The following is a 23,693-nucleotide window of genomic DNA, read 5'->3' on the forward strand; positions in this document are numbered from 1 at the left end:
GCCCCTCCGGAGTGTCAGGGACTCAGGGCCGCCGGGCGCGGCCCAGCACGTGTGCCGAGACCGGGGTCGGCACACCGCCCGGCGGTACCCGCAGCCGCCGGTGGGAGAGCGGGGCGAATCCCGCCGCGGTGATCGCGGCGACCGTGTCCCGGCCGGTGTGGCAGCCGCCGAACAACCGCGGCCACACCGTGCGGTCCAGCGCCCGCTGCAGCAGGACCGCCGTCCGTGTCCCGGCCCGGACGTGCTCGTAGAAGCGCAGTTCACCGCCCGGCCGCAGCACCCGCCGCAGCTCCGCCAGAGCACGGTCCGGGTCACCGACCGAGCACAGCACCAGGGACACCACGGCCGCGTCGAACTCGCCGTCCTCCGCCGGCAGCGCCTCCGCCACGCCCGGCACCACCGTGACCGGGACGGCGGCGCGCCGTGCGGCCTCCTCGGCCGACCGCCGCAGCCGGGGCTCCGGCTCGACCGCCACCAGCTCGCGCACGGCCGCCGGGCAGTGGGCGAAGTTCAGACCGCTGCCCGCCCCGACCTCGATCACCCGGCCCGAGAGCCCGGCCAGCAGCTCGGCGCGGTGCGCCCCCAGCCCTGCCCGCTCGTCCAGCGCCGGGGCGAAGCGGGCGTAGTAGCGCGCGAACAGCGGATGGTGCACGGTGTCGCGCCGGGAGCCCCCGTGCCCGAACGGGGTGCTGTCGCCGGGTGCCGTCATGGAAGCCCTCCGGCCGGAACGGGGATCAGGACGGGGATCAGGACGGGGATCAGGACGGGGATCGGGACGGGGATCGGAACAGGAGGGGAGCGTTTCAGCATGTTCCAGTATCGCCCGGGGGCCGGAGCAGTGGCGGCCGCGAGTCCGTCACCGGCCGGCCGGACCCGCCGCGGACGGTTCCGCGCCCGCCCAGGCACCGCCGAGCTCCGGGGCCAGCCAGTGCGCGGCCCGTGCCCGGAAGACCGCGGGCGGCAGGGCACCCGCACCGGCCGGCAGCAGCCCGGCCAGGGGTACGCCCGCCGCCACCGGAAGATCGGTCAGATTGCAGCGGGCCGCCAGATCCGGCTCGCGGGGCCAGCTCCCGACCACCACCCCGGCGCACTCCAGCCGCCGGGACCGCAGCGCCTGTGCCGTCAGCGCCGTGGCGTTCAGCGTGCCCAGCCCGGCCGCGGCGACCACCAGCACCGGCGCACCGAGCAGCTCCGCGACGTCGGCCAGGGTCGCTCCCCGCCCGTCGAAGCGCACCAGCAGCCCGCCCGCGCCCTCGACCAGCACCAGGTCGTGTTCCTTCGCCAGCGTCCGCGCGGCCTCCGCGGCCTCCCCGGGGTCCACCGGGGGCAGGCCGGCGCGGCGTGCCGCGGTCTCGGGCGCCAGCGGATCGGGGTAGCGCGCGAGCTCCACGGCGGTCACCTCCGCACCCGCCAGCCGCCGTACCTCGGCGGCGTCCCCCGGCTCGTCCCCGGCGACCCCGGTCTGCGCGGGTTTGAGCACGGCCACCGAGCGGCCCGCCACCACCGCCGCAGCGGCCAGTGCCGCCACGGTCACGGTCTTGCCGACCTCCGTACCCGTCCCGGTGACGACCAGCACCGACATCTCCCGTGCCTCTCCCGCGCTCCCGATCCGTGTCTCCGACGCATCCGGCCGTGCCTCCGGCGCCTTCGTGGCGCGCTCAGCCCGCGCGCGCCGCCGCGCACACCGCGTCCGCGATCCGCGCCACGTCCTCGTCACCGGTGACGTACGGCGGCATCGTGTACACCAGATCACGGAACGGCCGCAGCCACACACCCGCGCGCACCGCCGCCTCGGTCGCCGCCGCCATGTCGGCCTCGTGGTCGAGCTGGACCACGCCGATGGCGCCCAGCACCCGCACGTCCCGCACGCCCGGCAGCGCGGCCGCCCCGGCCAGACCGGCGCGCAGCCCGGCCTCGATCCGCTTCACCTCGCCCGCCCAGTCCTGGCCGAGCAGCAGGTCGAGGGAGGCGCCCGCCACCGCCGCCGCCAGCGGGTTGCCCATGAACGTCGGACCGTGGGCCAGCACCGGCACCTCGCCCCGCGAGATGCCCTCGGCCACCCGGGCCGTGCACAGTGTCGCGGCCATCGTCAGATAACCGCCGGTCAGCGCCTTGCCGACGCACATCACATCCGGGGTGACCCCGGCGTGGCCGGCCGCGAACAGGGTGCCGGTCCGGCCGAAGCCGGTGGCGATCTCGTCGAACACCAGCAGCACGCCGTGCTCGTCGCACACCTCGCGCAGCACCCGCAGATAGGCGGGGGAGTGGAAGCGCATCCCGCCCGCGCCCTGCACGACGGGTTCCACGATCACCGCCGCCAGTTCCCCGGCGTGGGCGGCGACCAGTTCCCGCAGCCGGGTCTCGTAGGCGGGGTCGGGGCCGGCGCCGAAGCCGTCCGGCGGGGCGTCCGCGAAGACCTGCTCCGGCAGCACCCCCGACCACAGCCGGTGCATGCCGCCGTCCGGATCGCACACCGACATCGGCTGCCAGGTGTCCCCGTGGTAGCCGCCGCGCCAGGTCAGCAGCCGTTGCTTGCCCGGTCTGCCGAGCGAGCGCCAGTACTGCAGGCACATCTTGACGGCCACCTCGACCGACACCGATCCGGAGTCGGCCAGGAAGACGTGCTCCAGCCCCTCGGGGGCGATGTCCACCAGCCGCTTGGCCAGCCGCACGGCCGGCTCGTGGGTGAGCCCGCCGAACATCACATGGCTCATCCGCTCCAGCTGGGCGTGGGCCGCCTCGTTGAGCACCGGGTGGTTGTAGCCGTGGATGGCCGACCACCACGACGACATCCCGTCGACCAGCTCCTCGCGGCCCCAGGCGGGCCGGGCCAGCCGCAGCCGGACCCCGGAGGCGGCGGAGACCACCAGCGGTTCGGTACGGCCCGGCATCGGGCCGTAGGGGTGCCAGACGTGGCGGCGGTCGAGGTCGAGCAGCTCCCCGTGCGGGAGCGGCGCGTCAGGCATTGGGCGGCAGCTCCGTACCCGCGCCCCGCCGCCGTACGGCCACCAGGTCGGTCCGGGCCGCGGAGGGCGGGACGCCGCCACCGGCCTGCCCGCAGGTGTCCGTACCGCCCGCGCAGTCGGATCCGTCCGCGCCGCCGCACGGCCCGCTGCCGCCGCCGGGGGCGGCGAGCGCGCCGGCCCGGTGCTCCGGCAGAGTCCGCTCCCCGGCGCCCTCCACCTCGAAACCGGCGTCGGCGATCATCTCCAGATCGGCCCGGCCCGCCTGGCCCTCACTGGTGAGGTAGTCGCCCAGGAAGACCGAGTTGGCCAGGTGCAGGGCCAGCGGCTGCAGCGACCGCAGATGCACCTCGCGCCCGGCGGCCAGCCGCACCTCCGCGTCGGGGCAGACGAAGCGGACCATCGCCAGGATGCGCAGGCAGCGCTGCGGGGTGAGGTTCCACTCCTTCGCCAGCGGGGTCCCCTCGAAGGGGATGAGGAAGTTCACCGGTACCGAGTCCGGGTCCAGCTCGCGCAGCGCGAAGACCACGTCCACCAGGTCCTCGTCGGACTCGCCCATGCCCGCGATCAGCCCCGAGCAGGCCGACAGGCCGGCGGCCCGCGCCTGTCGCACCGTCTCCACCCGGTCGGCGTAGGTGTGCGTGGTGGTGATCCGGCCGTAGGTCGCCTCGGAGGTGTTGAGGTTGTGGTTGTAGGCGTCCGCGCCCGCCTCGCGCAGCCGCTCGGCCTGGCCGTCGGAGAGCAGTCCGAGACAGGCGCACACCTCCACGTCCTCGTTCTGTTCCCGGATGGCGTCGATGGTCTTCGAGACCCGGTCCACGTCCCGGTCGGTGGGCCCGCGGCCACTGGCCACCAGGCACACCCGCTTGGCGCCGCCGGCCACACCCGCGGAGGCCGCCGCGGCGGCCTCCTCCGGCTTCAGCCAGGTGTACTTCAGGATGCCGGCCTTCGACCCCAGCCGCTGCGAGCAGTACGAGCAGTCCTCGGGGCACAGCCCCGACTTCAGGTTGACCAGGTAGTTGAGCTTCACCCGCCGGCCGAACCAGTGCCGCCGCACCCGTCCGGCCGCAGCCACCACGTCCAGAAGTTCGTCGTCGGACGTGGCCAGTACGGCCAGCGCCTCGTCACGTGTGGGCGGCTCGCGCCGCAGCCCCTTGTCCACCAGCGCGTTCAGCAGGTCCATGGTGCTGATCCTGTCCCATGGCACCGGCCAGGGCCAAGAACGCACCCCCACAACCGGGCGGACGGAGGTCTGTACGGCACCGCACCCGCCGCGGGCCCGTCCACGGTTACCGTCGGGCCTCACCGGCCGGAGCACCGGCAGGGCCGGGGAACAGACGCCACCCGACAGAAGACGCCACCCGACGGAAGACGAGGGACGGCCAGATGCCGCAGGAGCCAGACCGCAGCCCGGATCCGTTCGGCTGGATCGAGGAGCAGCGTGAACGGCGCAGCCGCGCGGGACTGGTGCGCACCCTGCGCCCCCGCCCCGCCGACTCCCCGCTGCTCGACCTGGCGGGCAACGACTACCTGGGACTGGCCCGCCACCCCGTCACGGTCGCCGCCGCCCGGGAGGCCGTACACCGCTGGGGCACGGGCGCCACCGGCTCCCGGCTGGTCACCGGCAGCACCGAACTGCACGCCGAGCTGGAGGCGGAGCTCGCCGACTTCTGCGGCTTCGAGGCCGCCCTGGTGTTCTCCTCCGGCTACACCGCCAATCTCGCCGCCGTCACCGCCCTGACCGGCCGGGACGCGCTGGTGGTCTCGGACGCCGCCAACCACGCCTCGCTGATCGACGGCTGCCGCCTGGCGCGCGCCCGGACCGCGGTCGTCCCGCACGCCGACCCCGGCGCCGTCGGCAGGGCGCTCGACGGTTTCGACGGGCGAGCCCTGGCCGTCACCGACGCCGTCTTCTCCGTCGACGGCGACGCCGCGCCGCTGCCCGGCCTGGCCGCCGTCTGCCGCGCCCACGGTGCCGCGCTGCTGGTGGACGACGCGCACGGGCTCGGCGTCCTCGGTGACGGTGGCCGGGGCGCCCCGTACGCCGCGGGACTGTCCGGGGCGCCGGACGTGGTGGCCACCGTCACCCTCTCCAAGTCCCTGGGCAGCCAGGGCGGTGCCGTCCTCGGGCCGGCCGGGGTGATCGACCACCTGGTCAACACCGCCCGCAGCTTCGTCTTCGACACCGGCCTCGCCCCGGCGGCGGCCGGGGCCGCCCTCGCCGCGCTGCGGCTGCTGCGGGCCGAGCCCGGCCGGGCCGCACGGGTCCGCGAGGCGGCCGGGCGGCTGTACGGGCGGCTGACGGCCGCCGGTCTGGAGGCCACCCGCCCGGACGCCGCCGTGGTCTCGGTGCGCGCCCCCTCCCCGGAGGCCGCCGTCCGCTGGGCCGCCGACTGCCGTGCCGCCGGACTGGCCGTGGGCTGCTTCCGGCCTCCGTCGGTGCCCGACGGGGTCTCCCGGCTGCGGCTGACCGCCCGCGCCGATCTGTCCGTCACCGAGCTCGACGCGGCGGCCGCCACCGTCGCCCGTACCGCGCCCGCCGTCTGACGGGGCGTTCTCCGGGCCGGTGCCTCCGGGGCGGGCCGGGACCGTGCCGCCCGGGGAGCGGTCAGGGCCGGCCCGCGGTCCGGTCCGGGGGCCGGCCCGCCCCGGAGGCACCGGCTCCGGGCACCCTGCGGCGCAGCCCGAAGGGCAGCAGGGCCCACACCGCGCCGCAGAAGGCGAGGACGCCCGCCGCCACCGCGATCCCGGCGGTGCGCCCCAGCACCACGTCCACGACCAGCAGCACCGCCCCGGTCAGGGCGAGGGCGAGCACCACGAGCCCGGCCCCGGCCAGCCGTGAGGAGACCTCGACGATCAGCCGTTTCGCCCCGCGCCGGAACAGCACCCGGTGCAGCGCCGCCGGGGCCGTGAAGAGGATCGAGGAGGCGACGGCGAGCAGCAGCGTGGTGAGGTAGGTGCCGCGCTGCACCGCGTCCAGTTCGGTGAAGCGCTGGGTGAAGGCGAGGGTGAGGAGGAAGGCGAAGAGGATCTGGACCCCCACCTGGATGACCCGCAGTTCCTGCAGCAGTTCGACGAAGTTTCGGTCATCGCGTTCCAGGGGTGTCTCGCGGCGCTCGTCCATACGGATCCGGGTTCCGCGTACGGCGGCCTTCACTCGTCGCCGCACCCGGGACCCGCTCACCGGTACCGGTGGCGGGATCGGTGAGCCCGGTCAGTCCGGCCGGCCTTCCGGTTCCGGCGGGAGCGCCACCAGGGAGGTGCGCCGCGGGCCGTCCAGTACGCGCAGCGCCCGTGCCAGGGTGGCGGCGTGCAGCTCGGACTCCCCGCGCCCGTGCATCACGGCCAGGGCGTCCCGCAGTGCCGCCGCCCGGCCGGCCAGGGCCTGGGCGGCGCGCAGGGCCCCGTAGGTGTCGCGTCCCCGGGCGGGATTGATCCGGCCCAGCAGGTCGACGATCTCCAGATAGCGGTCGATCACCTCGCCCTCCGCCCGGGTCAGGGCGGGCAGCGGCGGCAACTCGGGCGGCAGCACCGGGTACGGCCCCTCTCTCAGCCGGCCGCGCGTGCCGCGCGGGACGCCTTGCGGTCGGCCGTGAGCCGGTCCACGAGTCCGTAGGCCACCGCGGCCCCGGCGTCGAGGAACAGGTCCCGCTCGATGTCCCGCCGGACGCGTTCCAGGGGCTGCCCGGTGTGCTCGGCCAGCAGTTCCTCCAGTTTCCGGCGGGTGCGCAGCATCTCCTGGGACTGGATCTCCAGGTCCCTGACCTGCCCCCGGACGGGTTCGGCCAGGGAAGGCTGGTGGATCATCACCCGCGCGCCGGGCAGGGCCAGCCGCTTGCCGGGGGTGCCCGCGGCGAGCAGGACGGCCGCGGCGGAGGAGGCCTGTCCCAGGCAGACGGTCTCGATGTCGCAGCCGATGAACCGCATCGTGTCGTGGATCGCCGTCATCGCGGTGAAGGAGCCGCCGGGAGAGTTGATGTAGAGCGAGATGTCCCGTCCGGGCGCGGAGTGCTCCAGGTGGAGGAGCTGGGCCATGACGTCGTTGGCCACGGCGTCGTCGATCGGGGTCCCGAGGAGGACGATGCGCTCCTCGAAGAGCCTGGAGTACGGGTCCAGGGCCCGGGAGCCGTAGCCGGCGGACTCGGTGAACTCGGGCAGGACACGGCGGGCGGCGGGTCGGTTCGTCCGGTGCACGGTGTGGTCCCTTCATCGACCGGGAGGGCGCGGTCGGCAGGAGAAACGTACATAAATTGCAGAACGTACGTCTGGTTATGCTGGGAGCATGGCCTACGAAATTCCGGTGACGCAAGCCCGCGCCGAACTCGCCGACCTGATCAACCGTGTGGTGTACGGAGGTGAACGGGTGGTGGTGACGCGGCACGGGAAACCACTGGTGGCCCTGGTGACCGCCGCTGACCTGGAACGACTGGACCAGCTGGGCGAGGCAGGGCAGGACGGGGTGATCAGCACGGTCTCCACCGTGCGGGAGGTGCCGTCCGCTCCCGGCGAACGCGGTCGCTTCGGTATCGCGGCGCACCACCCGGATCCCGCCTCCGGGGAACGACGCCCGGGCCGCGGGGCGTAGGGCGCCGACGCTCGGGGCGGGCGCCGGGCGCGAGGCGGTCCCGGGGGACCGGTGGGAGGCGCGCCGCGGAGCGGTGCCGGGCTCTACGGGGCGGTGCTCACGGCGCGGCGCTTGCGGAGGACGGGCCGGAGCCGTCGCCCTTCTTGCGGGCCTTGGCGTCGGGCGCGTACAGGTCCACGTACTCCTGGCCGGACAGGTTCATGATCGCGTACATGATCTCGTCGGTGACCGCGCGCAGCACCGTGCGGTCTTCGTGCATCCCGGCGAAGCGCGAGAAGTCCAGCGGTTCGCCGAAGCGGATGGTCACCCGCCCGATCCTGGGAAGCTTCCGGCCCGGCGGCTGGAGCTCGAACGTCCCCACCATGGCGCACGGCACCACCGGCGCCTTCGACCGCAGCGCCATGACGGCGACCCCGGTGCGGCCCCGGTACAGCCGTCCGTCGTGGGACCGGGTGCCCTCGGGGTAGATGCCGAGCAGCTCGTCCCGGTCCAGGACCTTCAGCCCCTCCTCGATGGCCGCCCGGCCCGCACCCCTGCCCGACCGGTCCACCGGGATCTGCCCCACGCTGCGGAAGAACGCCGCGGTGAGTCTGCCCTTCACGCCCGGACCGGTGAAGTACTCGGCCTTGGCCAGGAAGGTGATGCGCCGCCTGAGGATCGCGGGCATCAGGAAATGGTCGGAGAAGGACAGATGGTTTCCGGCGACGATCGCCGCACCTTCGTCCGGAACGTGCTCCAGCCCCTCGATCCGGGGCCTGAACAGCAGCCGCAACAGCGGTCCCAGCAGGACGTACTTGAGCACGTAGTAGAACACGGGGCGGCTCCCGTCTGTACCGGGTCGGCTGGCGCGCTGCGTTCCGCGAGGTCACGGGGCAGCGCGAAGGGGATCAGTCTATGTACGGGCGCCGGCGTGCGTGACCGGCTCGGACGGGGGCGGTGCCGGCCGGGTGCCGGCATCTGTACGGGGGTGCCGGGTTCTTCCGTCTCACGTCCGACCTCTACCCGCCGGCCGCCGGGGCAGACGCCGCCCCGCCGCGGACGGTGCGGAACGGCGCTGGGAGTCCGGAAGGGGGCCGGTCCGGCGCCGGCGCGGGAGCGGACGGGGGAGGACGGGGGAGGAACGGTCTGCGGACGCGCTCCCGCGGGTAGCCGTGGGCAATGTTCTTCGACTCCTGGTACGAACTGCTGCGGGTGGCCGTCATGACCACCTGCGCCTACGTCGCCCTGATCGTGGTGGTGCGGCTGTCGGGCAAGCGCACGCTGGCGAAGATGAACGCCTTCGACCTGGTGGTCACCGTGGCCCTGGGCTCGACGCTGGCCACCATCCTCCTGAACCGGACCGTCTCCCTGGCCGAGGGAGTGCTCGCCCTGGCACTCCTGGTGGCCCTGCAGTTCGTCAGCGCGTGGGCGGCGGTGCGCTCCCGCCGCTTCCACCGGCTGATCAAGGCCGAGCCGACACTGCTGCTGAGCGACGGGCGCCTGCTCACCGGGGCGATGGCCCGGCAGCGGGTCACGGCGAGCGAGGTGCACCAGGCGATCCGCTCCCAGGGAGTCGGCGCGATCGAGGACGTCGCCGCGGTGGTCCTGGAGACCGACGGCAAGTTCAGTGTGCTTCCCCGGTCCCAGAAGGGGTCGGGCAGCTCTCTGCGGGAGGTCCGCAACCCGGCGGGCGCGGAACCGGACAGGTGAGGTGACCGGACAGGTGAGGTGACCGGACAGGTGAGGTGACCGGCCGGGCGGCGCGGCACGAGACCGTCACGCCCCGCCCGGCCGGTCGCCCTCCGGCGGCCGCCCCGCGCCGCGCGACTCGAGGAAGTAGGCCCCCAGACTGCCCGCGAGAGTGGCGAAGACGGCGACGGAGTAGACCGCCAGCACGATCTCCAGCACTCTGGCGAAGGCGTCGGGGCGGCCGAGGGGCTCCCCGGTGACCGCGGCCAGCGCGGTCGCGTGCAGAGCCTCCCCCAGGGAGGGGTAGACACCGAACTCGTACAGCAGCTCGGCGCTGCCCAGTACGGTGAGCGCGGAGACGGCCGCCAGCCAGCCGATCCGGTCGCCGAGCACCCGGCGCGCGGAGCGGGAGGAGCGCACCACCGAGGACAGCACCCGGCCGGTGCGCAGCATCCGCACCGAGCGGGCCAGCCGCAGCACCCGCAGGAAGGGCAGAAGCAGGAAGAAGAGCTGCCACCAGTTGCGGCGCAGAAAGGCCCCGGTGTCGGGGGCGACGGCCACCCGGACGAGGAACTCGGCGGCGAACACCGTCCACAGCAGCCAGCCGGCCACGGTCAGCGCCGTACTCAGCGCGCCGTCCGGACGGGCCAGCCGCTCCCCGAGGACGACCAGCAGGAACAGCACCCCCAGCACACTCATCACCGGAGTGGCGCGGTCCAGCAGTTCCTGGGCGAAGCGCTCGCGTTCGTCGCGGGGGCGGGAGGGCAGCTCGGGCACACCGCCGCCCCTACCCGCTGCCGGAACGAACAGTCCCGCGGCGGGAGTGCCCGGTACCGCGCCGCGGGCGTGCGCGTGCCACCGGAATCCGCTGTCGGTGTGCGCCGGTGACAGCGGGGCATGCCGCACTCACCGTCGGGCAGCCGCATGCACATGCTGGATGTGCTGCTGACCGTCGCCGGCCTCCTCGCCCTCGGGGTGGCCGTTCTCTTCCGCCGTATCCAGAGCGCGCCGCTGAGCGGACCGCTGCTGGCCCTGCTGACGGGAATCCTCTTCGGCCCCGGGGTACTGGGTGTCATCGACCTGCCCACCGTGCTGGACGCGCACAAGGAACTGCACGAGTTCTCCCGGCTGCTGCTGGCGGTCTCGGTGATGGCCGTGGCCCTGCGCTATCCGATCCATGACGTACGGGCCCTGGTGAAGCCGGTGTCCGTCCTGCTGGTCGTGGCCATGCTCGGGATGGCACTGCTCACCACGGCGCTGTCGGCCGCCGTCCTCGGCGTCGGCCTCGGCGCCGCCGCGCTGCTGGGTGCGGCCCTGTGCCCGACCGACCCGGTGCTCGCCTCCAGCGTGGTCACCGGCGACCCGGCGGAGAAGAGCGTCGCCGCCCGCACCCGGCAGCTGCTCTCCCTGGAATCGGGGGCCAACGACGGCCTCGCCCTTCCCCTGGTGGTGGCCGCGGTGGCGATCGCCGGGACGCTGTCGGGAACCGACGCGCTGCTGGAGTCCCTGTGGCAGGTCCTGGGCGCGGTCGCCCTCGGAGCGGTGGCGGGGGCGCTGGGCGGCAGGGTGCTGCGTGCCGCCGAGGCCAGGAGGGACGTCGAGGCGGGCCCGCTGCTGGTGTACACCCTGCTGCTGGCCCTCTCCGTCCTGGGCGTGGCCGGGCTGCTCCGCCTGGACGGCATCCTGGCCGTCTTCGTCTCCGGCCTGGCCTTCAACGCGACGAGCTCGGTGAGCGAGCGCGCCGACGAGAACAAGAACGACGAGGCGGTCAACCGCTTCCTGGTGCTGCCGCTGTTCGTGGTGTTCGGGGCCATGATCCCCTGGAGCGAGTGGGGAGAGCTGGGCTGGCGCGGCCTTCTGCTGGTCGTCGGGGTACTCCTGCTGCGCCGTCTGCCGGTCCTGCTCGCCCTCAGGCGCCCCCTGTCCCTGGGGTGGCGGGACGCCGTCTTCCTGGGCTGGTTCGGTCCCATCGGCGTCTCGGCCCTGTTCTACCTGACCATGGAGGCCCACCGGCTCGGCGCCGACCCCACGGTCCTGGCCGCCGGCACGCTGGTCGTCGCCGCCAGCACCGTCGTGCACGGCGCCACCACGGCCCCCGGCCTGGCCCTCTACCGCAGGGCGGGCGAACGCGGCGGGGAGCGGACGGAGGCCGCCGGATGAACGTGCCACTCGCACTCCTGGGCTGCCTCCTGCTCCTCCTCGCGCTCGCCGACGCCTCGATCACGGCCCTGTCCATGGTCAGGGTGACCGGCCCGGTCACCGGATGGGTGACCCGTGGGGTGTGGCGGCTGTTCCTGGCCGCCCACACCAGGAAGCCGGGCGGCGGGCTGCTGCAGTGGAGCGGAACGGTCACCCTCCTGATCACCTTCCTCACCTGGACGCTGCTGCTGTGGGCCGGGTGGCTGTTGTTCTTCGCCTCCCACGAGCGGGCCGTCGTCGGCTCCCTGACCTCCGCCCCCGCCGACGGCTGGTCGCGGGTGTACTTCACCGGCTACACGGTCTTCACGCTGGGCACCGGCGACTACGTCCCCGGCACGGCCCGGGCCCAAGTGGCCACCGCCGTCGCGGCGCTGTCGGGGCTGTTCCTGGTCACCCTGTCCCTCACCTATCTGGTGCAGGTGATCCAGGCGGTGGTCCACAAGCGCTCCGTGGCCGCGCAGGTCCACGCCCTGGGCCCGGACGCCGGGCGCATCGTCGCCGGGGGCTGGACCGGGGACGGATTCAGCTCCATGTTCAACCAGCATCTGGTCTCCCTGACCGAACCCCTGCTGCGGATGGGGGAGCAGCATCTGGCCTTCCCGATCGTCCACTACTTCCACTCGAACGTCCGCGGCAAGGCACCCGCCTGTGCCGTGGCCGACCTCGACGACGCCCTCCTGCTGCTGCGGAGCGGCACGGACCCGCGGGCCCGGCCCGACCCGGCGGCCACCGGCCCGCTGTGGGCCGCCCTCGGACAGGTGCTGGACAACCTGCAGGGCCGGTTCTTCTCCCGGGCGGAGGAGGAACGTCCCGCCCCCGCCCTGTCGGCACTGCGCGAGGCGGGTGTCCCCGCCGTCGACGAGGAGCGGTACGCCGCCCAGGTGCGTGAGCAGGCCCGGCGGAGGCGTGCCGTCCAGGGGTTCCTGTACAGCGACGGATGGCGCGACGGCCGCCCGGACTCCTGAGGACGCCGGGGAACACACCGGACGGAGGCCGGTGCGCGGGAGGGGGGCTCCGCCCGCGGTCCGCCCGCCGTCACTCCGCCGTGCGGCCGGTCCGGCCCGGGACCGCACACGCCGCCGGGACCGCCGGGGAGGACCCGTCCGGCCGGGTGCGCCGCCCCGCCGGGTCGGTGCGCGTGCCGGGCGCGGGAATCTCCCGCCGCCACGGATCATGGCCGAGGGAGGCGAAGACCCGGTGCATCGCCTCGGCGACGTCCGCGGCCCCGCACCGCGCCTCCAGACCGGCGGCCCACCGGACGGCCGCCGTCCAGTTGGGGAGTTCCGCGTCCAGCCAGCCCAGTGCCTTGGTCCGGCCGCCGGGGAAGTACGCGCTCTCTCCCCCCGCCTCGGCCGTTCCCCCGGCGGCCCGGAGCGCGGCGGCGGCACGGTGCAGCAGCGCGTCCGCCATACGGCTCTCGGCCGCCGCCCGGGCGGCCGGGCCGGCCGCCGTGCGCAGCTCCCCGGCCGCGAAGAGCCGCAGCAACTCGGGAAACCGGTACCGGAAGGCGGCCGCGGCGGGCTCCAGCAGCCCGGCGTCGGCCAGTTCCTCCAGTGCCGCTCCGGCGGCGGGGGGCGGCAGCGTGGCCAGCGAGGCGGCGAGCTCGGGACCGAAGTCCGGTCCCGGCACGAGGGCCAGCAGACGGAACAGCCGGCGTGTTCCGGGCGCCAGTTGCCGGTAGGAGGAGGTGTAGGAGGCACGGAGGCGCCGCCCCCCGGGCCCGAGGCGGCCGAGCCGCAGCTCCTCGGGACGCAGCAGGCCGACAAGCTGCCGTACGGGTGCCGCCGGGCCGGGTCGGCCGGCGAGGACCGCGAGACGGTTCCCGGCGGCCCGCAGCGCCGGCGGCAGGCGGCCGCAGAGCCGGGCGAGCTCCTCGGCCGCTCCGGGCTCGGCGGCGACCGTGCCGCCGCCGGCCACCCGGTCCAGCAGCCGTACGGCCTCCGCCGTGGACAGGACGCCCGGCCGGAGCCGCGCGGAGCTCTCCAGACCGGCCAGGGCCCGCCGGCCGGTGACCAGGACCAGACAGCGCGGGCCGCCCGGAAGCAACGGCCTGACCTGCTCCTCGTCGGCCGCGTCGTCCAGGAGCAGCAGCATGCCGCGGCCGTGCGTCACCGACCGGTAGAGATCACCGCGCTCCTCGGTGTCGGACGGGATCCGGGCGGCGGGGACGCCCAGGGCCGACAGCAGCCGGGCGAGGGCGGCTCCGGGGCGCAGCGGCCGTGTGCCGGAACCGCCCAGGGAGAGGTGGAACCGGCCGTCGGGGAAGTGGTCGGCGCACTCCTGCGCGAGCCGGAGCGCCAGCGCGGTCTTCCCCAGCCCCGGCTGCCCGGTGACGAGGGCGATACCGGCGGTGGCCCCCGTACCGCCGGCCGCCGCCGCGGCCAGCGGGCGCAGGGCGGCCAGCTCCGGTCCGCGTCCGGTGAAGTCCGCGGGCGGAGCGGGGAAGGCGGAAGGCGCCCTCCCCGGCGCCGGGGAGGGCGGGGGCGGCCCGGAGCGCCCCCGCCCTCCCCGGCCCGCGGTGGCGGTGCGGTGCAGCTCCGCGCGGAGCCGCGGGGAGACACCGAGCGCGTCCGCGAGCGCCTCGACGGTGGACTGCTGGGGGCCGCGGTTGCGGCCGCTCTCCAGCTCGCTGACCGAGCGGGTGCTGATGCCGGAGGAGGCCGCCAGCTCGCGCTGGGTGAGGCCCGCCGCCGTACGCGCGCCGCGCAGCAGCGGGCCGAGACCCGCGGGAGGTGGGGGGTGTCGGACTGTCATGACCGCCAGGATGTCGAGAGGAACCGGGCAGGTTCCCGGGAATTCGAAGGTGCCGTTTCGCTGCCCTTCCGGGAACTCGTAGAATGATTTCCGTGCAACCCCCAAGTGCACACCTACGGTTACCCGGAAAATCCGCCGATGCGGCCGACGGTACGGCAGTGGCGGGGACGGCCGGCCGGCGAAGTCCGCTGGCGGCGCTGCTCGCCGCCCACCGGGCCGGGGCGGGACTGACCCAGGAGGCACTGGCCGCGGCGGCGGGCATGAGCGTCCGGGCGGTCCGCGACCTGGAGGCGGGCCGGGTCCGCGTACCGCAGCGGCGGTCCGTGGAATCCCTGGTCGGGGCGCTGTCACTGACGGGCGGGAACCGGGAGCGCTTCCTCGGCGCGGTCGCCGAGGCACGCCGGGACCGGACGCGTGGCCGGAACGGCCCGGGGCGGGACACCGGCGGTGCGCCGGGCGACGGGGCCTGCGACGGGACGGGGACACCCGCGCACCCGGTCCCGGCCCAACTCCCTCCGGCGCCGGCGGACTTCACCGGACGGGCGGCCGAGACCACCGCGCTCCACCGGGCGCTCCGGGACGCCCCGCACCGCCCGCCGGGAACGGGGACGGCCGTCCTGGCGGTGACGGGCGGGGCGGGAGCGGGCAAGACCGCACTGGCCCTGCACACCGCCCACCGGCTGCGGGAGACCTTCCCCGACGGGCAGCTGTACCTGGACCTGCGGGCCAGCCGCGGCGGTCCGCCGGACACCGCCAGACTGCTGGCCAGGCTCCTGCGCGGCCTGGGCGTTCCGGCCGGGGCCGTCCCGTGGGGCGAGGAGCCCCGGGCCGCGCTCTACCACCGGATCACGGACGGCCGGCGCCTGCTGGTGGTCCTGGACGACGCCCCGGACGCGGCCGGCGTCCGGCCGCTGCTGCCCCGGACGCCGGCCGGCGCGGTCCTGCTGACCGGCAGGCACCGGTACGGCGGGCGGCTCCGCGGCGCCGAGGAACTGCGGCTGGGCCCCCTCGCCGGGCCGGCGGCCGAGGCCCTGCTCGCCCGGCTGGTGGGCCCGGAGCGGGTGGCCGCGGAACCGGAGGCGGTGGCCGCCGTGCTCGACCGCTGCGCCGGGGTGCCGCTGGCCCTGCGGACGGCCGCGGCATGGCTCGTACGGCATCCCCGGTGGAGCATCACCGCCGTGCTCGGCGGGTCGGCCGGGGGGTGGGCCGTTCCGTGGGGTGGGCCGGAGACTCCTCAGCGACCCGCGGCGCCCGGTCCGCTCTCCACCCCGAGCGAGCGCAGCGTACGGCCGTAGGCGCGGCGGGTGTGCTCCGCGGCGGCGGCGTCGCCGACCCGTTCCCGGGCCGCGACCAGGGTCCGCCACGCCGCGTCCAGGTACGGGTCGAGGGCGAGGGCCCGCTCGGCGGCCGTCGCCGAGGCGCACACCCGGGCCCGCCGCAGCTCGTACTCCGCGAGCGCCGCCCACAGCCGGGCGGCCTGCTCGCGCAGCCGCCGGCGTTCCCACGCCACCCACTCCGAGGCGCCCTCCTCGGGCAGCAGTTCACCGCCGTACCAGCGCAGCGCGGCCCGCAGGCCGGCGATCCGCTCCTCCACCAGCCCCTCGTCCGAGGCCCGCAGACAGTCGGCCAGCCGGTCGAACTCGCGGACGTCGGAGACGAACTCACGCCCCACGGCCAGACCGTAGGAGTGCTCGTTGCGCGGCAGCAGGGTGTCCGCCCCCCGTGCCGCCCCCGCGTCCAGCAGCGACCGCAGCCGGGAGACGGTGACCTGGAGGTTGCGCACCCCGGCCTCGTGGTAGAGGTCCGGCCACAGCGCGGCGAGCAGTGTGTCGCGGTGCACGGACTCGCCGGCCCGCAGCGCCAGCAGCCGCAGCAGACTGCGGGCCTTCGGCCGGACCGCACCGCAGTCCACCAGCACTCCCCGGACGGTGACGCGCAGGCCGCCGAAGCAGCGGATCTCCACCTCGGCCCCGGCCGCCCGGCCGGCCGGTGACGGAGTCCGTGCCCCCGCCGGGTGCGGCCGTGGCGTACCCGCCGTGCAGGACGACAGGCCCTCGGCGTCCTGTAAGCCGGTTCCCCCCTCGGGAATCCTCATCGGCTCGGCGTTACTGGAAGATCCGTACACAGCGCCGCTCCCCTCCGAGCGCGACTCGCCCGGCCCTGACCCACCCCCCGTACCGACGGGCCGCGGGGACCGTGAAGGCCGTCACGCCGCAGCCGCATCCAAGCAGACCATCCGGACCCGTCCGGAAGCGAGGCAGAACAGGTAGCAGAGTTCGGACCGCGGAGCGGACGGCGGGAGCCGGACCGGTTCCCCGGCCGCGGATCAGAAGCGTTTGAAGAACTCCACCTCTCCCAGGGCCACCAGGCGGGACGGACGCTGCCCGTGGACGGTCCGGATCGTCAGCCGCAGCCGGGACACGTCGCTCACGGTCAGCCGGACGGTCTGCTCGCCGGGCCGGTCCTCCAAGGCCACGGTGCGTTCGCCGACCTTCCTGCCGCCCTCGTCCCAGGCGGTGACGGTCAGCGAGGCCGGACGCGCCTGCCGGAGGTACTCGTCGGCCCGGTCCGAACTGCCGGAGTGGAAGAGGAGGTCGGTCAGCCGGAAGGGGGCGGCGAAGGACGCCTCCAGCCACTGGCCGTCCGGTGCCCGGCCCGCGGCCGGGGCCCAGTAGCGGTTCCAGGCGCCGTCCACCGCGAGTTCCGCCGGATGGCCCGCGGCGGAACTGGACGCCCGTACCGACTCCGGGCGCACGGAAGACGGTTTGCTGAACCGGTCCCGCACCGCGTTCACGGCCGAGGGGCCGTAGACGGTGGCGGCCCACCCGAGGGCGGCCAGCGCGAGCAGCAGGACCAGCCAGGTGAGCGGTCGCCGCAGCCGTCCGGCCGGACCGCGCCTGCGGGCCCCGCGGCGCCGCAGCAGCCGCTTCCACCAGGGCGGTTCGGCCAGGGCGGACGGGCTGTCCAGCGGGGTGCCGCAGCGGCGGCAGAACGAGCGTCCGGCCGGGTTCGCGGTACCGCACTCCCGGCACGACACGTCGTCCGCCGCGGCGACATGGTCGTCGACGACCTCCCGCACCCGGGGGCGCCGGACCGCCTCCCGGCCCGGGCGGACCGCCACCGGACGGGCCTCCGGCGGCCCGGACGGGGCCGCGGGGTCCCGCCGCGGCCGTTCGCCGGACCGGGACCGCGGGCGCGGGGTGCCGGCCGGTGCGGGCGCGAGCAGAGCGGCGGCCCGGGCGGCGTCCGCGCCGGGGACGGCCTCCCCGGCGTCGTCACCGGTCTCCCCGGGAGCGGAGCTCCGGTCCTCGCCGGCGTCTCCCGGCGTTCCCCCCGGGGCCCCCGGACCTTCCGTGCCTTCCGGGTTCTTCGGGGTCTGTGAAGCCCGTGCGCCCTCCTCCGGTCCTCCTTCCGGCTCCGCTCCGGAAGGCTCCTCCGGTACGGCGGGAGGCCCTGTCTCCGGCCCCGTCTCCGGCCCCGTCTCCGAAGCCGCCCCGCTCTCGGCGGTGGGCTCCCCTTCCGGTGCGGGACCGGCCTCGGGGGAGGAGCGTGTCGCCGGTGCTCCGGCGGAGGCGGGCGCGGGTGCGGGACCGGCCCCCGGGACCGCGGAACCGTCCGGAGGACCGGCGGCGGGAGGCGGTGACGGGGCCTTCCCGGGCCGGGGCGGTTCCGTCCGCGGATCCGGCAAGGGAGGCGGTGAGGTGTCCGGTGCGCCGTCGGCACCGCCGCTCGTGCCGCCGTCCGGACGCGCCACCGGGCCGGGAGCCGGCTCCGGCTCCGCCTCCGCCGCGGCGGCGGGACGGGAACCGCTCCAGTCCAGGAAGGCCCCGCACTCGCCGCAGAAGGAGTCACCGCCGCCCACCGCCGCGCCGCACTGCTCGCAGGTCGTCATCCGGCCGTCCTCCCCGTCCCGCGGCGCGCTGCCACCGCGCGCCGGTCCCCTCTGCCGTGCCCCGTCCCCGCGGGCGGGGCCTCAGCGCTTCTCACCGTTCCTCATCGCTCCTCAGGGCCCGCCGACTCGATCGTGTAAGGCACATGGGCGGGACGGCCGGCGTCGACGAGGGCCGTCAGCCGTGTCATCGACGGCGCGCCGGGGCCGTCGCCCCGCACCCGCACCCGGAGGAAGGGCTCCGGGGATCCCGGCAGGTCACCGCCCGGCGCCGCCGACCAGGCGGCGCCCCCGCTGTCGGTGACCTCCACCTCCACGCCGAGGGCCTCCCGCACCTGTTCGGCCAGCCCGCGCGCCGTACCGCGCAGCCGGTGCAGTTCCACCGCCCCCGCCACCGCCCGGCGGCGCTCGGCGAGCGGCCGGCTCTCGTCCGCGTCGGCCGCGACCCAGCCCGCCAGCCACCGGAGGAAGTCCTCGGGGGCCAGGCGGGGGTCCCAGTAGGCCTCCAGGCAGTCCAGTACGGCCAGTACGGGCGCCATGACCTCGTCGAAGGCCGAGACGAACCGCTGCGCGAAGGCGTCCTCGGCGTAGGGGGCGGGCAGCCGCGCGCCGAAGGGGTGCGGCGAGAGCAGTCCCTCGGTCCCCAGACGCCGGGAGGTGTGCTCGTCCGGTGCCGGACGGGGATCCCTCGCCGTCTCCGCCGCCTCCGTCACCGCCCCTCCTCCACCCTGATCTGGTGCCGGTAGGAGAAGACCAGCGCGTGGCGTTCCAGGTCGATCCGGTCGCCCACGTCGCTGCGCTCCCCGGTGAGGGGGTTCGCGGCGAAGAGCCGGAGGTCGTCGACCAGCTCCACACCGGGGACGTTCTGCAGCACCGAGTGGGCCTCACCGGTCTGCACGGGCCGGCCGAAGGGCCAGCCGTCGCCGTCGGGGCCGCCCACGACGGGGTTGAGATAGCGGTAGAGGGCGTCCTGCGCCCGTTCCCGCAGCCGGCCCGCCGGGACACCGGGAGCGGCGACGAGCCGTGCCACCACGGTGACGCCCTGGTAGAAGGGCGGCTGGACCAGCAGCCGGGCGCCGATCGCGCGGCGCGCGTCGAGGTGGGCGGCGATGCCCGCGAGCATCTCGTCGGGCGGCACGAGTTGCTCGAAGCGCAGCCGGTCGCCGGTGTCGGCGACCACCTCGGGCACCACGAGCACCCGCACCCCGCCGGCCTCGGCGGCGTCCTCGGCGGGGACACAGCGGATCCGGGCGGCCGACGGGGCGGCCTGGCGGGCGATCAGCTCGTAGTCGGAGGCCGTCACGGCGCGGTCCTGGGCACGCAGCTGGAGCGGGGCGCGCAGCCTGGCGCCCGCCACGGTCTCGCCGTCGACCCCGCCCGCAGCGGCCTGGCGGTTCTCCACCCGGGACACGTACGGGATGGAGGTGCGCAGCACGCTCAGCGTCCCGCGTGCGACGTTCCCGGACCGTCCGCCGCCGGTGCGGTAGCGGCGCACCCGGATCCGCGCTCCCCTGGGCGGCACCGCGCCGTAGTGGCGCAGCGTGCCGTCGGGCTCCCGCACGGCGGGGCCGAAGGACACCTCCCCGGTGGTCGGGTCGAGGCGGATGTGGCGGTCGCCGGGGAGCGAGTCGCCGAAGGAGTCGACCCGGGTCCACTCCTGCCAGCCGGCGCCGTCGGAGACCTCCACCACGAAGGGGGTGCCGTCGGCGACCACGGGGGGCCTGCCCACCGTGAACCGCTGCCCGGGCGTGCCCCCGGAGTCGCCGAGGACCTCCCCGTCCACGGTCTCGGCGTGCACCGCCTGTGTGGTGCCCCCGACGGTGAACGCCTCGACACCGCGGACGGTGGGCGAGGCGGAGTAGAACGGCTGGCCCTCCTCGGCCGGCACCACCCGGCAGCGCAGCCAGCCCGCCCGGCGCCCGGCGAGCGAGGTCCGGGCGTGGCTCGCGGGCACGTGCAGGACCACGTCGCCGGGCCGGTTGAGCCCGCCGGTGGTGTCCTCGTCCACCTCGCAGGGCCGCCACTCGGAGCCGTCGTGGGCCTCCCAGCGCAGCGGGGGCTGGCGCGGGTCGACACCGACGCCCTCGACCCTGCTGTCCAGCCGCAGGACCACGGCGCAGCCGGGCACCGCGGCGGAGAGCCCGACGAGCATGCTGTCCCCGGGGGCGGGGGCCTCGGCGAAGCAGGTGACGTCCTGCCCGTGCAGGACCAGGTCGGTCCGCTCCACGGGCCGTCCGTCCGCCGCCTCGGTGAGGAGGTGGGTGAACTCGCAGGGCACCACGGTGAGGTCGGACGTGGTGGCGAAGACCCGCGCCTCCTCGGTCTCGGTGCGGTCCGTGGCGACCTCGGTCCCCTCGTGGAGCACCACCGGCCCGGGCTGCGGGGCGGAGAGCCAGAACGTGACGTCCGTCCGGGCGGGGGCCGGCGGGAAGAGCGTGATGCCGAGGAGGTCGAGGAAGGCCAGGTGGTTCTTGTCCGGCACCCGGTTGAGCCGGTAGAGGAGCTGGTCCGTCATGTGGGCGAACGCCTCGATGAGGGTGACACCGGGGTCGGAGACATTGTGGTCGGTCCACTCCGGGCAGCGCTGCTGGACGAACCGCTTGGCGTCGTCGACGAGCTGCTGGAAGCGGCGGTCGTCGAGGTTGGGGGAGGGCAGGGCCATCAGCGGGCCTCCTCCCGGCCGTCGGGGCCGTCGGCCCCGTCCGCCGCCCCGGACTCGTGCGAGGGGATCACATAGAAGGGGAACACCAGGTTGCGCGGGTCGTTGGTGCCGCGGTGGACGTAGTGGATGTCGATGTAGAGGGTGCCGGGCCGCCGGGCGTCGGGGACGACGCCGACCTCGGTGACCTCGATCCGCGGCTCCCAGCGGTCCAGGGCCCGGCGCACCTCGTAGGAGAGGGCCCCGGCGGTGTTCTCGTCGGCGGGGGCGAAGACGTACTCGTGGATCCCGCAGCCGAACTCCGGCCGCATGGGGCGTTCGCCCGGCGCGGTGGCCAGGATGAGCCGGACGGACTCGGCGATCTCCCGGTCGCGCGAGACCAGGGCGATGCCCCCGGTGGGTCCGGTACGCAGGGGGAAGGCCCAGCCCGCCCCGATGAACTGCTCGGCCATCAGTTGATCTCCACGATCCTGGCGTTCACCGAACAACTGGTGCCGCCGTTCAGTTCCATGCCTCTTCTGGCGTTCACCGAGACCGACCGGCCGGTCAGCTTCAGCTCACCGCTCCCGGCGTCCAGGGTGATGCCCCGTCCGGTGACCGTGACCTCCTGCTGCGCGGAGACGGTGACCTTGCCGTCGCTGTGCACGGTGATCACCGTGTTCTGCTGGTCCAGATGGACCGAGAGCCGGTCCCGGTGGGTGCGCAGCCGTACGCCGGCGGGGCCGGGCACCGCGTCCAGCAGCTCGACCCGGTGGCCGCCGCGGGAGGCGAAGGACCGCCGGTTGACCTTGCCGCTGCGGCCGTCCACCAGCGCCAGGGAGTCCGGAGTGGGCTTGTCGACCCCGTTGTAGAGCCCGCCGATCACATAGGGCCGGTCGAGCAGCCCCTGTTCGAAGGCGACCAGGACCTCGTCGTTCACCTCCGGGCTGAAGACCCCGCCGCCGCCCGTACCGCCCAGCTGGACGGTACGCACCCAGTCGGTCACGTACGCCTTCTCCCGTCCCGAGTCGTCCGACAGCCAGGGCAGCTTCAGACGCACCCAGCCCTGGTCCCGGTGCTCGCGCGGCGCCTTCACATCGGTGACGACGCCGACGGCGACCCCGGGGACGCGGGGGGAGCGGGCCGGTGCGGACGCGCCCGAGGCCAGCCCGTACGGGGTGCGGTCCTGGCGCCCGCTGACGGTGACCCAGGTCTGGTAGCCGTCGCCCGGCCGGTAGGTGTGCCGGCTCGCGGTGACGGTGTACTTGCCGTCGAAGGGCTTGCCCGCGTGGTCCAGGAGGACCGGCGTGCCGACCCGCAGCCGGGGGTTGCCCAGGACCACTACCTCCAGTTCGGCCACGGAGTCGGCCAGTTCGGCGGCGGCCGCGGTGGACACCGCCTTCACCTCGGCGTCGGTCCGGTACGGGAAGTCGGTCAGCAGCGTCTCGGAGGGCCGGGAGGACTCGAACGGCGCGACGGCCTTCGGAGGGGTGAGGCCGATCCGCAGTCCGTCACCGGCCGTCACCTTCCGCTGGGCGTGCAGGCTCTTCTTCCGTTTGACGTCCCAGCCGCGCACCGCCACCCGGGCGGTCTGGTTCACGGCGGTCACCGCGGAGCGGACGAAGAGCACGTTCTCGCCCATCTTGATGCCGACCGGGCTCTCCTCGACCGCGCCGGAGGGGTTGGGGGCCGAGGCGGCGGGCACCGGAGCGCGGAAGAAGAACTTCCCGTCCTTCACCCCCATCTCGCGGTCGTTCTCCCCGGCGAGTTCGGCGAGGAACTCCCAGTCGGTCACATTGGCCTGGGTCCGCAGCGGATAGGCGGTGGCGGTCGGGTCGATCCGGCCCACCGGGACGCCGGCCGCCGCGGCCACCTCCCGGGCGATCTCGGAGGCCTTCCGGCCGACGAAGCCCCGTACCCGGCGGCCGCGCTGCAGCCGGTGGGAGCGGTCCATCGCCCGTACGGTGGTGAAGCTGCCCACCCCCGCGTCGTACTCGGCCTCCAGCGACACCACCTCGCCGTTGAACAGCGGGAGCTCCCCGGAGCCGTCGCCGGGCTTGACGTGGACCGTGAGCGGTCTGCCGATCTCGATGCGGGTGTCCTCCAGGAGTTTGCGGTGCGGGTCGGGGAAGCGCAGCTGCGCCACGGCCGGCAGGGTGTTGCTCTCCTCGACGTCCACCCGGAGCTGCGTCTCGTCCCAGGGCGGGGGCAGCGGGCCGGGTGCCCGGACGACGAAGGTGTTGGTGTTCTCACCGGTGGCCATCGGTCACCCCGCCCCCGAGTTCGTCCGCCGACGGGACCAGGAGTTCCGCGCCGGGGCGCAGCCGCAGCGGGTCGTCGATCCCGTTGGCCTCGGCGATCACCCGCCAGGCCGTCGGGTCGCCGTACTCCTCGTGGGCGAGGGCCTCCAGCGAGTCGCCCGCCACCAGCCGGTGCGTGCGGTGGGCGCCGGGAGAGCCGGAGGTGGGGTTCTGGCGGGGCGTCGGGTCGCCGGCCTCGGTCAACTGGATGGCACAGGTGGCCCGCAGCGGGGTGCCGTCGGCGTCGAAGAGCGAGTAGGAGGCGTTGACCTCCTCCAGGTAGCCGAAGAAGGACACGCTGTCGAACGACCCCCAGGAGAACTTCACCCGCGGTGCCGACGCCGCCTTGGCCGCGATGCTCCGGGCCGTGGGCACGCACCAGCTCAGCAGGGTCTCCACGGCCTTCTGGACGCTGGTGTCGTGGGTGGCGGTGGCGTCCAGGAACAGCTCCACGCCCAGCCGCCGCGGCAGCGAGCCGGTGAACTCCGGTACGCCCACCTGCCGGGCGCTCCGGGCCCGGTGGCGGATCCACTGCGCGCCCTTGCTCAGGGTGAGGGTCTCGGGGTTGAACTGGAACGAGATCGGGGACCCCAGCATCCCGCCGGGCGGTTTGCCGGGCTTCTTGGGTGGCTCGTACGCCGTCAGCCTGGCACGTGCCCGAGTGGCCATCGCGCGCTTCCTTCCGCTTGTGGTTCCG

The 23,693-nt window shown here is 75.3% G+C and carries 23 protein-coding genes; 6 read left to right on the forward strand and 17 right to left on the reverse strand.

What is annotated here, in order from left to right:
• Positions 1-22: 22 nt before the first annotated feature.
• From CUT44_RS01420 to bioB, 4 genes are all read right to left on the reverse strand, one after another.
• Positions 23-709 carry a class I SAM-dependent methyltransferase gene (locus tag CUT44_RS01420; RefSeq protein ID WP_100200235.1) on the reverse strand — a complete coding sequence of 229 codons (687 nt, stop codon included), beginning with the start codon at positions 707-709 and terminating at the stop codon, positions 23-25.
• Between the two features lie 147 nt (positions 710-856).
• Positions 857-1,582, reverse strand: a complete 726-nt coding sequence (gene bioD, locus CUT44_RS01425; protein ID WP_100200236.1) for a dethiobiotin synthase — start codon at positions 1,580-1,582, stop codon at positions 857-859.
• A 76-nt stretch (positions 1,583-1,658) separates the two neighbouring features.
• Entirely contained in the window at positions 1,659-2,966 is a 1,308-nt protein-coding gene (locus CUT44_RS01430) for an adenosylmethionine--8-amino-7-oxononanoate transaminase (protein ID WP_100200237.1), read from the reverse strand.
• Complete coding sequence (gene bioB / locus CUT44_RS01435) at positions 2,959-4,146, reverse strand: biotin synthase BioB (RefSeq protein WP_100200238.1); 1,188 nt, start codon at positions 4,144-4,146, stop codon at positions 2,959-2,961. Before bioB ends, CUT44_RS01430 begins: the two co-directional genes overlap by 8 nt.
• Positions 4,147-4,349: 203 nt before the next feature.
• Here bioB and CUT44_RS01440 point away from each other — a divergent pair, with 203 nt between their 5' ends.
• Positions 4,350-5,510 carry an 8-amino-7-oxononanoate synthase gene (locus CUT44_RS01440; protein ID WP_100200239.1) on the forward strand — a complete coding sequence of 387 codons (1,161 nt, stop codon included), beginning with the start codon at positions 4,350-4,352 and terminating at the stop codon, positions 5,508-5,510.
• A gap of 61 nt (positions 5,511-5,571) precedes the next feature.
• Here CUT44_RS01440 and CUT44_RS01445 read toward each other — a convergent pair whose 3' ends face one another.
• From CUT44_RS01445 to CUT44_RS01455, 3 genes are all read right to left on the reverse strand, one after another.
• Entirely contained in the window at positions 5,572-6,087 is a 516-nt protein-coding gene (locus tag CUT44_RS01445) for a DUF6328 family protein (RefSeq protein ID WP_100200240.1), read from the reverse strand.
• 90 nt (positions 6,088-6,177) lie between these two features.
• Positions 6,178-6,495: a hypothetical protein gene (locus CUT44_RS01450; RefSeq protein ID WP_100200241.1), complete on the reverse strand. Its 318-nt coding sequence runs from the start codon at positions 6,493-6,495 to the stop codon at positions 6,178-6,180.
• Between the two features lie 17 nt (positions 6,496-6,512).
• Positions 6,513-7,157: an ATP-dependent Clp protease proteolytic subunit gene (locus CUT44_RS01455; RefSeq protein ID WP_100200242.1), complete on the reverse strand. Its 645-nt coding sequence runs from the start codon at positions 7,155-7,157 to the stop codon at positions 6,513-6,515.
• Between the two features lie 88 nt (positions 7,158-7,245).
• Here CUT44_RS01455 and CUT44_RS01460 point away from each other — a divergent pair, with 88 nt between their 5' ends.
• Entirely contained in the window at positions 7,246-7,548 is a 303-nt protein-coding gene (locus tag CUT44_RS01460; protein ID WP_100200243.1) for a type II toxin-antitoxin system Phd/YefM family antitoxin, read from the forward strand.
• A gap of 97 nt (positions 7,549-7,645) precedes the next feature.
• On the opposite strand, the gene CUT44_RS01465 is transcribed toward CUT44_RS01460, so the two are convergent.
• Positions 7,646-8,362 carry a lysophospholipid acyltransferase family protein gene (locus tag CUT44_RS01465; RefSeq protein WP_100200244.1) on the reverse strand — a complete coding sequence of 239 codons (717 nt, stop codon included), beginning with the start codon at positions 8,360-8,362 and terminating at the stop codon, positions 7,646-7,648.
• A 344-nt stretch (positions 8,363-8,706) separates the two neighbouring features.
• Between CUT44_RS01465 and CUT44_RS01470 the strand changes: the two genes are divergently transcribed.
• The gene (locus CUT44_RS01470) at positions 8,707-9,237 is read left to right on the forward strand and encodes a DUF421 domain-containing protein (protein WP_100200245.1); all 531 of its coding nucleotides are present in this window, start codon (positions 8,707-8,709) and stop codon (positions 9,235-9,237) included.
• 66 nt (positions 9,238-9,303) lie between these two features.
• Here the strand turns inward: CUT44_RS01470 and CUT44_RS01475 are convergent, their stop codons facing one another.
• Complete coding sequence (locus CUT44_RS01475; RefSeq protein ID WP_199185548.1) at positions 9,304-9,993, reverse strand: hypothetical protein; 690 nt, start codon at positions 9,991-9,993, stop codon at positions 9,304-9,306.
• 147 nt (positions 9,994-10,140) lie between these two features.
• Between CUT44_RS01475 and CUT44_RS01480 the strand changes: the two genes are divergently transcribed.
• Both CUT44_RS01480 and CUT44_RS01485 read left to right on the forward strand, forming a co-directional pair.
• Positions 10,141-11,376, forward strand: coding sequence for a cation:proton antiporter domain-containing protein (locus tag CUT44_RS01480; protein ID WP_100200378.1), 1,236 nt, complete (start codon positions 10,141-10,143; stop codon positions 11,374-11,376).
• Complete coding sequence (locus tag CUT44_RS01485; RefSeq protein ID WP_100200246.1) at positions 11,373-12,380, forward strand: potassium channel family protein; 1,008 nt, start codon at positions 11,373-11,375, stop codon at positions 12,378-12,380. Before CUT44_RS01480 ends, CUT44_RS01485 begins: the two co-directional genes overlap by 4 nt.
• A gap of 70 nt (positions 12,381-12,450) precedes the next feature.
• Here CUT44_RS01485 and CUT44_RS01490 read toward each other — a convergent pair whose 3' ends face one another.
• Positions 12,451-14,169, reverse strand: a complete 1,719-nt coding sequence (locus tag CUT44_RS01490) for a helix-turn-helix domain-containing protein (RefSeq protein ID WP_100200247.1) — start codon at positions 14,167-14,169, stop codon at positions 12,451-12,453.
• 158 nt (positions 14,170-14,327) lie between these two features.
• On the opposite strand from CUT44_RS01490, the gene CUT44_RS01495 reads away from it, so the two are divergent.
• Entirely contained in the window at positions 14,328-15,464 is a 1,137-nt protein-coding gene (locus CUT44_RS01495; RefSeq protein ID WP_158239551.1) for a helix-turn-helix domain-containing protein, read from the forward strand.
• Here CUT44_RS01495 and CUT44_RS01500 read toward each other — a convergent pair.
• The 7 genes from CUT44_RS01500 to CUT44_RS01530 all read right to left on the reverse strand — a co-directional run bounded on the left by CUT44_RS01500 (position 15,404) and on the right by CUT44_RS01530 (position 23,665).
• Positions 15,404-16,264: an AfsR/SARP family transcriptional regulator gene (locus CUT44_RS01500; protein ID WP_100200249.1), complete on the reverse strand. Its 861-nt coding sequence runs from the start codon at positions 16,262-16,264 to the stop codon at positions 15,404-15,406. The genes CUT44_RS01495 and CUT44_RS01500 overlap by 61 nt on opposite strands.
• Positions 16,265-16,495: 231 nt before the next feature.
• The gene (locus tag CUT44_RS32640) at positions 16,496-17,290 is read right to left on the reverse strand and encodes a zinc ribbon domain-containing protein (RefSeq protein WP_146252154.1); all 795 of its coding nucleotides are present in this window, start codon (positions 17,288-17,290) and stop codon (positions 16,496-16,498) included.
• 872 nt (positions 17,291-18,162) lie between these two features.
• On the reverse strand, positions 18,163-18,771 hold the full coding sequence (locus CUT44_RS01510) for a phage tail protein I (RefSeq protein WP_233221085.1): 609 nt from the start codon (positions 18,769-18,771) through the stop codon (positions 18,163-18,165).
• The gene (locus CUT44_RS01515) at positions 18,768-20,720 is read right to left on the reverse strand and encodes a putative baseplate assembly protein (RefSeq protein ID WP_100200251.1); all 1,953 of its coding nucleotides are present in this window, start codon (positions 20,718-20,720) and stop codon (positions 18,768-18,770) included. The genes CUT44_RS01510 and CUT44_RS01515 overlap by 4 nt, the downstream gene beginning before the upstream one ends.
• A complete protein-coding gene (locus CUT44_RS01520) occupies positions 20,720-21,169 on the reverse strand; it encodes a GPW/gp25 family protein (protein WP_100200252.1) in 450 nt (149 codons plus the stop codon). The genes CUT44_RS01515 and CUT44_RS01520 overlap by 1 nt, the downstream gene beginning before the upstream one ends.
• Positions 21,169-22,959, reverse strand: a complete 1,791-nt coding sequence (locus CUT44_RS01525; RefSeq protein WP_100200253.1) for a VgrG-related protein — start codon at positions 22,957-22,959, stop codon at positions 21,169-21,171. Before CUT44_RS01525 ends, CUT44_RS01520 begins: the two co-directional genes overlap by 1 nt.
• A complete protein-coding gene (locus CUT44_RS01530) occupies positions 22,946-23,665 on the reverse strand; it encodes a CIS tube protein (protein WP_100200254.1) in 720 nt (239 codons plus the stop codon). The genes CUT44_RS01525 and CUT44_RS01530 overlap by 14 nt, the downstream gene beginning before the upstream one ends.
• Positions 23,666-23,693 lie beyond the last annotated feature (28 nt).

Source organism: Streptomyces carminius, from assembly GCF_002794255.1.
Classification (GTDB): Bacteria; Actinomycetota; Actinomycetes; order Streptomycetales; family Streptomycetaceae; genus Streptomyces; species Streptomyces carminius.